The 12,500-nt window shown below is 63.5% G+C and carries 13 protein-coding genes; 6 read left to right on the top strand and 7 right to left on the bottom strand.

Features of this window, described 5'->3' with window-relative positions; translation table 11 throughout:
- Positions 1–186: 186 nt before the first annotated feature.
- From AOQ71_RS13390 to AOQ71_RS13380, 3 genes are all read right to left on the bottom strand, one after another.
- The gene (locus AOQ71_RS13390; protein WP_057743882.1) at positions 187–1,626 is read right to left on the bottom strand and encodes an IS1182 family transposase; all 1,440 of its coding nucleotides are present in this window, start codon (positions 1,624–1,626) and stop codon (positions 187–189) included.
- Between the two features lie 667 nt (positions 1,627–2,293).
- On the bottom strand, positions 2,294–2,530 hold the full coding sequence (locus AOQ71_RS13385; protein ID WP_057747080.1) for a hypothetical protein: 237 nt from the start codon (positions 2,528–2,530) through the stop codon (positions 2,294–2,296).
- A gap of 694 nt (positions 2,531–3,224) precedes the next feature.
- Entirely contained in the window at positions 3,225–3,749 is a 525-nt protein-coding gene (locus AOQ71_RS13380) for a hypothetical protein (protein ID WP_057747078.1), read from the bottom strand.
- 155 nt (positions 3,750–3,904) lie between these two features.
- Between AOQ71_RS13380 and AOQ71_RS13375 the strand changes: the two genes are divergently transcribed.
- On the top strand, positions 3,905–4,711 hold the full coding sequence (locus AOQ71_RS13375; RefSeq protein WP_057747076.1) for a lytic murein transglycosylase: 807 nt from the start codon (positions 3,905–3,907) through the stop codon (positions 4,709–4,711).
- 134 nt (positions 4,712–4,845) lie between these two features.
- Here AOQ71_RS13375 and AOQ71_RS13370 read toward each other — a convergent pair whose 3' ends face one another.
- Positions 4,846–5,670, bottom strand: coding sequence for an SDR family NAD(P)-dependent oxidoreductase (locus tag AOQ71_RS13370; protein WP_057747074.1), 825 nt, complete (start codon positions 5,668–5,670; stop codon positions 4,846–4,848).
- Between the two features lie 127 nt (positions 5,671–5,797).
- Here AOQ71_RS13370 and AOQ71_RS13365 point away from each other — a divergent pair, with 127 nt between their 5' ends.
- From AOQ71_RS13365 to AOQ71_RS13350, 4 genes are all read left to right on the top strand, one after another.
- The gene (locus AOQ71_RS13365) at positions 5,798–6,172 is read left to right on the top strand and encodes a response regulator (protein ID WP_057747088.1); all 375 of its coding nucleotides are present in this window, start codon (positions 5,798–5,800) and stop codon (positions 6,170–6,172) included.
- A 72-nt stretch (positions 6,173–6,244) separates the two neighbouring features.
- Positions 6,245–6,856, top strand: a complete 612-nt coding sequence (locus tag AOQ71_RS13360; RefSeq protein ID WP_057747073.1) for a LysE family translocator — start codon at positions 6,245–6,247, stop codon at positions 6,854–6,856.
- A 603-nt stretch (positions 6,857–7,459) separates the two neighbouring features.
- The gene (locus tag AOQ71_RS13355; RefSeq protein WP_057747071.1) at positions 7,460–8,662 is read left to right on the top strand and encodes a GGDEF domain-containing protein; all 1,203 of its coding nucleotides are present in this window, start codon (positions 7,460–7,462) and stop codon (positions 8,660–8,662) included.
- Positions 8,663–8,697: 35 nt separating this feature from the next.
- On the top strand, positions 8,698–9,318 hold the full coding sequence (locus AOQ71_RS13350) for a peptidoglycan recognition protein family protein (protein WP_057747069.1): 621 nt from the start codon (positions 8,698–8,700) through the stop codon (positions 9,316–9,318).
- A gap of 129 nt (positions 9,319–9,447) precedes the next feature.
- On the opposite strand, the gene AOQ71_RS13345 is transcribed toward AOQ71_RS13350, so the two are convergent.
- The 3 genes from AOQ71_RS13345 to AOQ71_RS13335 form a co-directional block, all read right to left on the bottom strand.
- Positions 9,448–9,789, bottom strand: coding sequence for a hypothetical protein (locus tag AOQ71_RS13345; RefSeq protein WP_057747067.1), 342 nt, complete (start codon positions 9,787–9,789; stop codon positions 9,448–9,450).
- A gap of 183 nt (positions 9,790–9,972) precedes the next feature.
- Positions 9,973–10,872 carry an RNA polymerase sigma factor RpoH gene (gene rpoH, locus AOQ71_RS13340; protein WP_057747064.1) on the bottom strand — a complete coding sequence of 300 codons (900 nt, stop codon included), beginning with the start codon at positions 10,870–10,872 and terminating at the stop codon, positions 9,973–9,975.
- A 219-nt stretch (positions 10,873–11,091) separates the two neighbouring features.
- On the bottom strand, positions 11,092–12,099 hold the full coding sequence (locus AOQ71_RS13335; protein ID WP_057747062.1) for an RluA family pseudouridine synthase: 1,008 nt from the start codon (positions 12,097–12,099) through the stop codon (positions 11,092–11,094).
- Between AOQ71_RS13335 and AOQ71_RS13330 the strand changes: the two genes are divergently transcribed.
- Positions 12,098–12,442 (top strand): hypothetical protein, encoded by a 345-nt coding sequence (locus AOQ71_RS13330; protein ID WP_057747060.1) that lies wholly within the window; start codon positions 12,098–12,100, stop codon positions 12,440–12,442. The genes AOQ71_RS13335 and AOQ71_RS13330 overlap by 2 nt on opposite strands.
- Positions 12,443–12,500 lie beyond the last annotated feature (58 nt).

Below are 12,500 nucleotides of genomic sequence, written 5' to 3'. Positions count from 1 at the left end.
GGGTCTTGGTTGCGTGAAAACGCTTCAGTGCGGGGTGACGCGGCCGTGAACGGCCCCTGTGAGGGCCAGCTAACGCCAAAGTGGCATATTTTCCGGCAAGGTGGCGGAAGCCGGTCCATTGGCTTGCCTTGGTCACTGTGATCGATCGATAAAGGTTGGCGGCACGCGCACGACAGCGCTCCTGCCTCATGCCTGCATCGCCGCGATCAGCGCACCGACACCCATGATGTTCATTGCGCGTGTGAGATTGTAGGCGAGCACGTGCAGCGCCATCTCGGCGGCGACCTTCGGCAACCGCTTCGTCAGGAAGTGCGTCGCGCCCATGCGCATCTTCAGTGTGCCAAACGGATGCTCGACCGTCTCGCGACGGCGACGCATCGCCTGGGGATCGGCGTCGAGCCGCCTCTGGGCATCCTCCATGACGTGTTCATGTTCCCAACGGGAGATGACGCGGTTCTTGGCCGTGGTGCAGCGCGCCTTAAGCGGGCAGCTTCCACAAGCTTTCGTGGCGTAGCGCCGAATGGTGCGTTCGCCATCCACTGTTGTAAGCCAATACGCCAGCAACTGGCCCGCCGGGCAGCGATATACATCCTGCTTGGCCAGGTATGCGAAGTCGTGCTTGCCGAACTTGCCCTTCGCCTCCATGCCCGTCGTATTCGGTTTCGGCAGTGTCACAGCGATATCGGCGTCGGCGCAGGCTTTGATCTCCTCGCCTGTGTAGTAGCCGCGATCGGCCACGGCCTCGAGCTTGTCGACGCCGAGCACGGCCTTGGCCTGTTTACCCATGTTGGCGAGTTGTGCACGATCCGAGCCGCTATTCGTCACCTCGTGCGCGATGATGAGGTGGTGCTCGGTATCGACGGCAACCTGCACATTGTAGCCGACGACACCGGAGCCGCGGCCACTCGTGGCCATGGACCGACTGTCGGGATCGGTCAGCGAGATCTGCTGGTCCGGTGATGCCAGCATTGCCTGTTCGCAGGCTTCGAGCTTCTGCATCTCGCTCGCGAGCTTGGTGAGCTTCTCCTTCAGATGCGCCGTCTTCGCGGCGAGAGTCTCAGATGGCTCCTGCAGATCTGCGGTGTCCAGCTGCGCGAGATAGCGCGATACGCTCTCCTCCAGCTGCTGGCGACGGCGCTCGACCTTGCCCTTCGTGAAGTTCTTGTCACGCGTGTTGACCGCCTTGAACTTCGAGCCGTCGATGGCGACGCTCGCCTTCGTCAACAAGCCCATCTGCCGGCAAAGTTCGACGAACTTCGCGCACACCTTCTTGATGGCGGGGCCGTTGTCGCGGCGAAAGTCGGCGATCGTCTTGTCGTCGGGCGAAAGCCGCTGCAACAGCCAAATCACCTCAAGATTGCGCCTCGCCTCGCGCTCGAGCCGGCGGCTCGACTGGATGCGGTTGAGATAGCCGTAGATGTAGAGCTTGAGCAGCGGCGCAGGGTGATAACCGGGCCGGCCGGTTGCCGCAGGCTCGACGTCCTTGAAGCCCAGCTCTGCCAGATCGAGCGCTTCGACCAAGGCATCGACCGCGCGAACCGGATTACTCTCATCGACCCAGTCGTCGAGGCATTCGGGCAACAGCGTCGATTGCGCTCGGTCCGCCCCTTCAATGAACCGATTCATTGATCGTCTCCAAAAACCCCCAGACGATCTCTATCTGACTCGTCGTTTTCACGCAGCCAGGGTCAGTCGCGTCGCTTTGGCCGTGTCTCAAAGCCAAGCGAGATGGGGACTTACTATGGACCGAAGATCGATCGTTCGCGACCTTGTCGAGCTTGGGAGGCGATTGGAATCCATTGTGCGCGATCTCAAGCGATTTCCATGGGACTGCGAAGCTCCGCTTGTCATGTGAGGAACAGCACTTTGCGTCAGTTCTTCGGCGCTATCGCAATAACGACCTGAGCAGCTCAGACGTGGAAATGTGGGCAAACGCGATCGAGGGGCGCGACGAATACGACCCAGACTCTACCGCAGGACAACTATTGCACGAGCTCGCAAACCCGATTCTTACAGAGCCGCTGACTCCGGGCGCGCCGCAGAATTACTGGAGTTGATTTCGTAAGAAATGATGCAACCCGATGCGTATCCATGCCCCCTGAAAGGTGCGTCCTCTTGGTCCGATTTAGTTGAGTGGTTTGCGACGAGCCGCACCGTCCGCACAAAGGTGTGCTAGGGGTCAAAAATGCGAGAGCTCAGGTTGAGCAAATCAGGTCTGCTCTGCCGCCCATCCCCTCACACGCATCTCTGGATTGCTTCGCTGCGCTCGCAATGACGTGGGTAGGGCGGAAGCTTACTTCTTCTTCGCCCCGACCCGCTCGATCCGCTCGATCTCCAGCGCGGGCCGCCCGCTCTTCTCCGCGATCTCGCGGTCCTGCTCCCTGATGAAGTTACGCGCGGGTTCGTCGCCGTCGAGACCGCCGAGCAGCTCGCTGGGCACGCGGCGGTTGGAGCGTTGCGAGCCGTCTTCGTAGACGACGTTGAAAAAGGCGAACTCGCCTTTCGGGTTGGTTCCGGGTTTCTTGGCCATGGCGGCTTGTCGTCGATCAGGGCGCCGCAGTCAAATGACTTCGGCTGATTTCGACACCTCGCGAACGGAATAACGGCGGAGCTGTTGGATTGTGCCAGTTTTCAGCCAAGCCCCGGCCTGATGCCTGCGAGCGCCATCACCTCGATAAGCAGCGGGCCGATAAGCCCGCCGCTTATCTTGGGGTCCTCAGCGTCGCCCGGGGGCTGGCAAGGGGCGACAACCTGAGATAGAAATCTATCGCTTGTGCGCCATGATGGCAAGGCAAATCGTGATGGCGACGATGTCGCAGCCGGCGCATCAGATATGCGGAAGATGTCACAAGCAGGTTCCCGTGATCTCGACACCAGATGCTTGGGGATTTGAAATAGTTTGTTCATCCTGCCGCGCTCTCGCAATGCAGCGAGAACGCGTGCGGTGACCGGGATTATGCCCAGCGACCATGCGCGGCGGGATGCGGTGCCGGGACTCATGCGGCGTCGGGCATGAAGGTGGATCGCACGTCGCATCGCCGGACTGTTGTGGGCAGGCGCCTATGCCCGGAGTCTGCGATGCTGACACCATACTCCTGTTTTGCCCGACGGGTCAAACCGCAATTCGGAAAAATAGCATCATATTGTGGCCGGGCTCCTACTGTGCATGGGGTTATTTTGCGGTTTTTGTTTCGGCGCAGCTGGTCGCGCGCCCCTGCAGGCTCTCACGCCGCCGGCGCGATGTGGTCGTCCGCCTTGGTCTGCTGGGTCTGCTGACGCGCCATCATGTCCTGCCACAGCGTTGCGATGCTGGCCTGCGTCTGCGGCGCGATCAGGCAATGGCCTTCATTGTCGAAGCCGCAGAACCGCGCGGACGGGTCCTTCCTGACCACGGTCAGCGCCTGGTTGATCATTTCGAGGCAGGTCATGACCTGCTCGATCTGCTGCAGCCGGGTGTGGTGCAGGATGTCCATGAGGCGGAACGTCATCACCGCGGGCTGTCCGTAATTGATGCCGGGCCGGCCGAATTCGAACAGCACGTTCACCGCCGGGAAGGTGCCGCGAATGTGCTCCAGCACGCCGGCGACGTCGTCCACACTGCAGGCGACGAGATGGGCGGCTTGAGCCGGGATGGCCGCAGGCGCCCGCGGTGTCAGGCCGAGCGAAGTGAGGACCTCCTGCTCGATCCATTGCCGCACCGGCGCAGGTGCATTGCGGATCTGGTCGGTGGTCAGGGTGATTCCGGTCATGGGCTGATCTCCTCGGCAGGCGCTCCGTTTGCTCGAATTTATGAACAGGAGCGTGAGGCGCGTTGATGCGGATCAAACCTGCTGCTTTGACCGTGCCCGCGTTCCCGGGCATGATCGCCTTCTGTTTCGCGCCCACGCCATGAGGAATCTTTGGAATGTTGAGACCGCTTCTCGCCGCCGCCGTCATGGTTTGTCTCGCCGGCGGCTCGGCGCAGGCCGCGCGTTGCGGCGGCGACTTCAACAGCTTCATCGCCAGCATGAGCGCGGAGGCGCAAGCCGCCGGCGTCTCGGCCGCCGTGACCAGCGCGGCATTCAGCGGCATCACGCCTGATGCCGCCGTGCTCGCCTTCGACCGGCGCCAGCGCTACACCTTCAACAAGAGCTTCGAGCAGTATGTCTCGACCCGCGTCGGCCCCGGCCGCATCAATGGCGGCCGCGCGCTCTTGCAGCGCCATGCCGCGCTGCTCTCGCGCATCGAGCAGCAGTTCGGCGTGCCCAGGCAGATCCTGGTCGCGATCTGGGGCCTGGAGAGCGATTTCGGCAAGGGCGACATGGGAAGGCTGCCTGTGATCCGCACCCTGGCGACGCTCGCGCATGATTGCCGCCGCACCGAGCTGTTCCAGGGCGAGCTGCTCGCCGCGCTCAAGATCGTGCAACGCGGCGACCTGCCCTTGCGCGACCTCATCGGCGCCTATGCCGGCGAGATCGGCCAGACCCAGTTCCTGCCGTCCTCCTATATCAAATACGGCGTCGATTTCGACGGCGACGGCCATGTCGACCTCCGCCACAGCGTCGCCGACGTGCTGGCCTCGACCGCGAACCTCTTGCACTCCAACGGCTTCAAAATGGGCCAGCCCTATGGCGAGGGCTCGGCCAATTTCGAGGCCATGCGCGAGTGGAACAGGGCGGTGGTCTACCGCAAGACGATCGGGTATTTTGCCGACCGGCTGGTGGGGCAGTAGGGGCATCGCTGCCAACCACACCCGTCATTGCGAGCGCAGCGAAGCAATCCAGAATCCCTCTACGGAGACAGTCTGGATTGCTTCGTCGCAAGAGCTCCTCGCAATGACGGGGAAGACGCCATCGCGTCCCTGACCTACTTCCCCATCTTCTCCAGCCGCCGCTGCAACGGCGCCCAATACGTGCCCGGGCGGAAACGCTGCAGGATGTCCATGAACCTGGCATCGTTGCCGATCAGGATGCGCGGCTCGTTGCGCTCGATGCCCCTGATGATGCGCAGCGCCGCGTCCTTTGGCGTCGTCTTTGCAGCACGCTCGAACCGGTCGATCGCCTCGGCGCGGCGCGCGTTGTCGGTGACGCCGACCCCGGTGCGCGAGGAGCGCGCGATGGAGGTGGCGACGCCGCCGGGATGCACCACCGAGAGCCTGACAGGGCTGCGAGCGACCGCGAGCTCATGCCGCACGCTCTCGGAAAAGCCGCGCACCGCGAACTTGGCCGCCGCATAGGCTGATTGCCCCGGCGGCGCGATGATGCCGAAGATCGAGGAGATGTTGACGACATGCGCCTCCGCTTGCGTTTTCAGATGCGGCAGGAAGGCGCGGGTGCCGTGCACCACGCCCCAGAAATTGATGTCGAACAGCCAGTCCATCTGCGCCTGGTCGATCTCCTCGAACGTCCCCATCAGCGCCACGCCGGCATTGTTGATGACGATGTTGAGCGCGGGATGCGTAGCGATGGCCTCGGCTGCGAATTGCGCGATGTCATCGGGCTCGCTGACATCGACGCGATGCACGCTGATCTTGCGCTGTGCGCCGATCTCGGCGGCCAGCGATTTCAGCCCGGCCTCGTCGCGATCGGCAAGCGCGAGGTCGCAGCCGCGGTGAGCGAATTCGATGGCGAGCGCGCGGCCGATGCCGCTGGCCGCCCCCGTGATAGCGGCCGCGCCGCGAATCATTGTCATGATACCCCCCGTCAAGCCCCACATGCGGGAACAAGGATTTACATTTTTTCAGTTTGGAACCGAACCGTTGTCCCGCTCCATCTTTAACATGCGTTACTTGAACGGAGGCAAGCATTGGGAGCCGCCGATGGGACAATCAGAACCATTTCGTGCCACCGCCCTCGTCGTTGAAGACGACCTCATGCAGCGGGAGATGCTCTGCCTCCTGCTCGAGGAGAGCGGCTACCAGGTCATCCAGTGCGAAAGTGCGGAGGCCGCCGAGCGTGTGCTGGACAAGAACGCCGGCGCGCTCTGCCTGATGCTGACCGACGTGCAGCTGGCCGGTCGCATGAACGGCGTCGAGCTGGCGCACGTCGCCAAGGACCGCAATCCGAAGCTCGACGTCGTCGTCACCTCCGGCCGCCCCCTGGTGCAGGCGTTGCCCGCCGGTGCAAAATTCTGGGCTAAGCCCTGGGCGCCGCTGGACGTCCTGCGCGAAGCCGAGCTCGCCCAGCTGAACTGAGGCGCGCCCGGCGCGGCAGCGCTGACCGTGTCGTGACTTCTCGGCAAGCGGCAGGGGTGGTAGGGACGAGGCATGTCCTGGTCCTTCCTGCTCACCTCGCTCATCGTCGTCGCTTCGCCCGGCACCGGCGTGCTCTACACCCTGGCTGCAGCGCTGACCCGCGGCTCGCGCGCCAGTGTGGCGGCGGCGTTCGGTTGCACGCTCGGGATCGTGCCGCACATGTGTGCTGCGATGCTCGGGCTTGCCGCCGTGCTCCATACCAGCGCGCTCGCCTTTGCCGCACTGAAATGGTGCGGCGTAGCCTATCTGCTCTACATGTCCTGGCAGGCGCTGCGGGAGACGGGGGCGCTTGCGGTCGACGGCGAGATCAAGGAACGCTCGGGCGGCCGGGTCATCGTCACCGGCTTCCTGATCAACATCCTCAACCCCAAGCTCTCGATCTTCTTCCTCGCCTTCCTGCCGCAATTCATCGCGGTGGACGAAGCGCATGTGCTGGCGCAGATGCTGGAATTGAGTGGCGCGTTCATGGCGATGACCTTTGTGGTGTTCGTCATCTACGGCCTTTGCGCCGCCTCCGTGCGCGAGCGCGTCATCTCCCGTCCCGGCGTGATGGCCTGGCTGCGCCGCTCATTTGCGGCGGGCTTCGCCTTGCTGGGTGCCAAGCTGGCCTTCGCCGAGCGGTAGCCAATAAAAAAGCGGGCCTCGCGCCCGCCATCTTCAAACTCTCTTAGCCTTGTGGCCTGTAGCTTTGCCCGACGCCCGGGCGGAGCATGCTCCACCCGGGCAAAGAACATCCGCGCTACTTCTTCTTCGCGGCCTTCTTGGCCTTTTTCTTCGTCGCCTTCTTCGCCTTCTTCGCTTTCTTAGCCATAGGATCCTCTTAAGGGTTAATGGTGAAACGCGACACGAGGATCGCTCGGCGGAGGGCCAGCCTCGCAACATCCTCGTTGACGAACTCAGCAGATTCGCGCGTCTATGCCCCGCGCTGTCACATCTGCGTCATCACGTTATCCACAGCTCAGATGCGTTTTCAGGTGATATTGGCCCGCGAATCCGCTTCGCGGTCGGCGTCGACGCGATCGCGCCTCGACCCCGGCGACGTGCCTAACGATCGATGACCGAGACGCTGCGTTCATGAATCCAAAACCAAGGGCGCGCTTTCGACAATCGCAGTGAGGTTCCGTTAAGTGCAACCAGCGCATGATCCTCCGCAAGAACGCGGGGGCGGGTCATGGACGAACTTCTGCTGGAGACAGGGGGCGGCACGCTGCGCGTATCGCGCACGCAATGCTGAACGTACCGACGCTCTGGATGGTCTTCGTCGTCAACTTCTCGGCGCTCGGTCTGATCTGGGCCTATGTGACGCGCTCTTATCCGAAATTCGAAGCTGCACGGTTCTGGATGGCGTCGGCTTTCGTCGGCGCAGCCGGCGCGAGCACGGCATTGACCGGCCTGTTCGTCAATTCCGTGGTGCCGCTGCTGTTCGGGGCTGCCGGCATCATTGCCGCGAGCTGTTTTGCGGCTGCGGGCATTCAGCGTTTCTACGATCGGCCGGCGTCCTGGCGCCTTATGACCGCGACCGCGATCGCAAGTCTCGCCGGTGTCATGTTCTTTAAGTTCGGCTTCGACCAGATGCAGCTGCGAATGCTCTGCTACACCATCGGCCAGGGGTGGCCGCTGGTGTTGTCGTTGCGCCTGCTGCTGTCGCCGCCGGAAGGCCGCGCCAGCCCCGGCGCGCGGCTTGCCGGCATCGTCATCCTCACCATGATCGCCGTGTTCGTGGCCCGTACGGTCGGCAACGCGCTTGGCGGCGATTTCTCGGCAGTCGCGCGCGGTCAGAACCATGCCGTCATGGTGCTGGTGCTGCTCTTCCTGTCGATGACGCTCAATTTCGGCTTCCTGCTGATGGCGATGGATCGCCTCCGCAACGAGGTCGCCGACCTTGCGCTGCTCGACGATCTCACCGGCGTCGCCAATCGCCGCCATCTGTTGCAGCGCCTGTCCGAGGAATGCGCCCGTTCGGAGCGCAGCGGTGAGCCGTTCTCGCTGCTGGTGATCGATCTCGACGGCTTCAAGTCCATCAACGACACCTATGGCCACGCCGCCGGTGATGCCTGCCTCCAGCACTTCACCCTGATGGCGCAGACGCGCTTGCGGCCCGGCGACATGCTCGCCCGGACCGGTGGCGACGAGTTCTGTGTCGTGCTGCCGTCCTCCTCCTTGCGCGAGGGCGCGCTGATCGCCCGCCGCATCCTCGAGGTCTGCCGCCAGGACGCCGCCGGCTGCTCGGGCAACGACATCCCGATCGCGATCTCGATCGGCGCTGCGGAATGGGATCGCGGCGTCGGCCAGTTCCCGGACAGGCTGATCGCCCACGCCGACCACGCCCTCTATGCCGCCAAGAAGAACGGCAAGAACGATTTTGCGATCTACGATCAGGCCCCGCCGCTCTCGCCCGAGCCGGTCGAACCCGCGCGCAAATTCGCGTAAATCTGCTACGCTGGGGTCCGTTGTTGGATCCTGTTATGATATCCCGCCTCCTTGCGGCGGTTCTCGCCGCCCTCCTGATCGTCCCTGCCGCTGCCATGGATGCCGAGCTCGCAAAGCTCGCGCGCAGCAGCGGCACGCCCGATATTCCCGGCCTGAAGATCGTCTGGCTGGCGCCGTGGGGCGATGTCGCGAATGCCCATCCGTGGCGCAACATCATCGTGCACCAGACCGAAGGTCCGTCAGGTTCGGCGCGCGGCGGCGCGCAGGAGCAGTTCAAGAATCCCACCCGGCGCGGCGTGATGGTCTGGGTCGAGACCGACGGCACGGTCTATTGGTCGGTCGCGGACAATCTGGTGCCGACCCATACCGACGGCGCCAACCGCAACGACAACAAATACATCGACAACAGCACGACCTATCATCAGGTCGTGCGCGACAATTCGATCGGCGTCGAGTTCGCCGGCAACTATCCCGATGTCGCGATCGGTCCGACCGAAGCGCAGGTCGCGGCGTGGAAGGTCCTGGTCCAGGTCCTGCGCGCGCGCTACGGCATCCCGCTCGGTCACGTCTATGCCCACAACTGGATCGACTTCAAGGACGCCCGCTATTGCGAAGGCTGCTGGCTCGCGACGCTCGCAAGGATTTGGGGCGAGTAGCGCTGTCATTCTGCGGCGCGACGAGTCGCGAACTATAATGCGCAATTGCGCATCTGAGAATTCATTGATCCACTAACTCCGTCGCCTGATGGATTCCAGGCTCGCGCTGCGCGCGCCCCGGAATGACATTCACACCGGCTGTGCCATCCAGCCGAACAGGCGCCGGATCAATCCCGCCTGCTCAGGCAATTCCGGCGGGCCGTCCGCGGCCAGCACGCGATTGAGGAAGTAATCCAGGAACACCATGTCGTTCGGCTCGGTGACGGTGAATTCCTCCTCGCCGAAATAGACGCTGTAATTGAAGAAGAACGGGCGCATCAACGGAATCGTCGCGGTCGAGGCATAGTCCTTGGAGATCACGAACTCTGCCGGATCGAGGCCGTGGTCGCGCATGGCCTGCTCGACCAGCGGCAGCTTGCGCATGAACTGGGCGGAGAAGCCGCCGGCGGTGGATTGCAGGATGATCGACACAATGCGTGTCCGTTCTCTGGATATGGTCCGACAATCTTTGGTCGGTCGAGCCGTCACCTGCGTTCAACAGCCTCGCCGCCACAACGGGCGACCATACTGCGGCTCACACAACAAAAAGCCGGCGTTGCCGCCGGCTTTTCGTCAATCTCGATCCGCCAATTCCTGGCGCAGGAAATGCCGCGCTTAGTGCGCGGCTTCCAGCGCGGCCTGCTCCTGCCTTGCGATCGTGCCCTTGACCGCGGACTGCACCTTCTCGAAGGCGCGGACCTCGATCTGGCGGACGCGCTCGCGCGACACGCCGAACTCGGCGGCAAGGTCTTCCAGCGTCATCGGCTCATCGGCGAGGCGGCGGGCCTCGAAGATGCGGCGTTCGCGCGGGTTGAGCACGCCCATGGCGCCATTCAGCGCGTCGCGGCGATGGTCATATTCCTCATGCTCCGCCATCATGGCTTCCTGGTTGGGCGTATTGTCGACCAGCCAGTCCTGCCATTCGCCGGCCTCGCCGTCGTCCCGGATCGGCGCGTTGAGCGACGCGTCACCACCGAGGCGGCGGTTCATGTCGATCACGTCCTGATCGGTGACGCCGAGGCGCTTGGCAATGACCTTCACCTGATCGGGGCGGAGATCGCCCTCGTCCAGCGCGTTGATCTTGCTCTTCGCCTTGCGCAGGTTGAAGAACAGCTTCTTCTGGTTCGCGGTGGTGCCCATCTTCACGAGCGACCAGGAACGCAGGATGTACTCTTGAATCGACGCCTTGATCCACCACATCGCGTAGGTGGCGAGACGGAAGCCCTTTTCGGGCTCGAAGCGCTTGACCGCCTGCATCAGGCCGACATTGCCTTCCGAGACGACCTCGGAGATCGGCAAGCCGTAGCCGCGATAGCCCATGGCGATCTTGGCCACGAGCCGGAGATGGCTGGTGACGAGTTGATGTGCCGCGTCGCGATCGTCATGCTCGCGCCAACGCTTGGCGAGCATGTATTCCTGCTGGGGCTCCAGCATCGGGAACTTGCGGATCTCGGCGAGGTAGCGAGAGAGGCCGGATTCTCCATTGAGGACCGGCAAAGCAGCGGTACGGGCCATTATGAAGCCCTCCAAAGGTTCAGGCCCCCGATAGCGGCGGGCCAGGCAGACGACCGCTTGGTTAAAGCCGGTCGTACCTGCGATGTTCCACGTTGGTCACTTCCAACGCAGGCGCAATATACCCCATCGGGCGTCAAAAAGGGAAGGATTGCTGACGTCACGTCCCCGTGTGGCAGCTATAACTTTTTGTAATGTAACGCTTTTCTTAAAGCCCCTGCGTCATAGCGCCGCTTTCAGAGCGCTTTCAAGGAGAAGCAAATCCTCTGGTAGAGCTGCCTCCCAGTGAAGAAGTTCTCCGGTTCTGGGGTGCTCTAATACCAGCAGATAGGCATGCAGAGCCTGCCGCCCAAGTGCCGTCAAAGCGGCTTGCGACTCGGGCCCCAGCTGGTTGGCCTTGGTCTTGAAATGCGGGCCATAGACCGCGTCCCCCATCAGGGGGTGACCGATATGGGCGAGGTGGACGCGGATCTGGTGGGTGCGTCCGGTGTCGAGCTCGCAGGCCAGCAGTGCTGCGACCGGCTTGCCGTCGCGGCCGTTAAAACTCTCCAGCAGCTCCCAATGCGTCACCGCCTCGCGGCCGCCCTGGCGCACCGCCATCTTTTCCCGGGCATGCGGATGGCGGTCGATCGGCGCATCGACGGTGCCGCGATGCCGGCCCGGCAGCCCCCAGGCGAACGCCATGTAGCCGCGCCGCATCGCACCCGTCCGGCCGTGATCGGCGAATTGGGCGGTGAGCGAGGCGTGTGCGAGGTCGTTCTTGGCAACCACCATCAGTCCCGTCGTGTCCTTGTCCAGTCGGTGCACGATGCCGGGCCGGCGCACTCCGCCAATGCCTGACAGCGAGCTGCCGCAATGGGCGATGAGGGCGTTCACCAAGGTGCCGGTCTCGTGCCCGGCAGCGGGATGCACAACCAGGCCTTTGGGCTTGTTGATAACGACGAGGTCGTCGTCCTCGAACACGATATCCAGCGCGATATCCTCGCCCTTGGGCTCGGGCGGGGCTGCCTCCGGCACGTCGATTCTGATCGTATCGCCTGAGGCGACGTGATAAGCGGGGTCGCGAATCTCGGCGTCCTTGAGGCTCACCGCGCCCGCCAGAATCAGGGCTTTCAGCCTTGATCGCGACAGCTCCGGCAGGCGCGCCGCCAGCACGCGGTCGAGCCGGGCCGAGCCCTCGTCGCCTTCGACCACGACTTCCAATCTCTGCGCTGAACCCAGGCTTTCCATGACGACGTCTGATACCGTTGTTCCCGAACCGACCCCCGAGCAGGCCGCGCTGTTCGCGCGGGTGCGACGGATGATGCTGATCGCGGGGTTGACCACGGCGCTGGCCGTCTGCGCCGTCCTGATCGCGGTGGGCTACCGCCTTTTCAAGTCGGAGGGAAGGGCGCCCGAGCCCACGGGCGACGTCATCGCGACCCTGCCGAAAGGCGCCAAAATCGTGTCCACGGGCGTTGCCGGCGACCGCCTCGTGGTGACCCTGGATATCGGCGGCGTCACCGAGATCCACACCTTCGATGCCCACACGCTCAAGCCGGCCGGAAAGCTGAAATTTGCCAACGAGCCGTGAGGGCGGCCCGGATAGGCGCCCCAACCCCCGCTATCGTCCTGGCGAAGGCCAGGACCCA

The organism is Bradyrhizobium manausense, from assembly GCF_001440035.1.
Lineage (GTDB): Bacteria > Pseudomonadota > Alphaproteobacteria > Rhizobiales > Xanthobacteraceae > Bradyrhizobium > Bradyrhizobium manausense.
This window is presented reverse-complemented; position numbering and strand designations above follow the sequence as displayed.

Coding starts and splice junctions, on each gene's coding strand:
- AOQ71_RS13355 (WP_057747071.1), top strand. CDS start 7,460: ATGCTGAACGTACCGACGCTCTGGATGGTCTTCGTCGTCAACTTCTCG.
- AOQ71_RS13385 (WP_057747080.1), bottom strand. CDS start 2,530: ATGGCCAAGAAACCCGGAACCAACCCGAAAGGCGAGTTCGCCTTTTTC.
- AOQ71_RS13335 (WP_057747062.1), bottom strand. CDS start 12,099: ATGGAAAGCCTGGGTTCAGCGCAGAGATTGGAAGTCGTGGTCGAAGGC.
- AOQ71_RS13330 (WP_057747060.1), top strand. CDS start 12,098: ATGACGACGTCTGATACCGTTGTTCCCGAACCGACCCCCGAGCAGGCC.
- rpoH (WP_057747064.1), bottom strand. CDS start 10,872: ATGGCCCGTACCGCTGCTTTGCCGGTCCTCAATGGAGAATCCGGCCTC.
- AOQ71_RS13365 (WP_057747088.1), top strand. CDS start 5,798: ATGGGACAATCAGAACCATTTCGTGCCACCGCCCTCGTCGTTGAAGAC.
- AOQ71_RS13350 (WP_057747069.1), top strand. CDS start 8,698: ATGATATCCCGCCTCCTTGCGGCGGTTCTCGCCGCCCTCCTGATCGTC.
- AOQ71_RS13380 (WP_057747078.1), bottom strand. CDS start 3,749: ATGACCGGAATCACCCTGACCACCGACCAGATCCGCAATGCACCTGCG.
- AOQ71_RS13390 (WP_057743882.1), bottom strand. CDS start 1,626: ATGAATCGGTTCATTGAAGGGGCGGACCGAGCGCAATCGACGCTGTTG.
- AOQ71_RS13375 (WP_057747076.1), top strand. CDS start 3,905: ATGTTGAGACCGCTTCTCGCCGCCGCCGTCATGGTTTGTCTCGCCGGC.
- AOQ71_RS13370 (WP_057747074.1), bottom strand. CDS start 5,670: ATGACAATGATTCGCGGCGCGGCCGCTATCACGGGGGCGGCCAGCGGC.
- AOQ71_RS13360 (WP_057747073.1), top strand. CDS start 6,245: ATGTCCTGGTCCTTCCTGCTCACCTCGCTCATCGTCGTCGCTTCGCCC.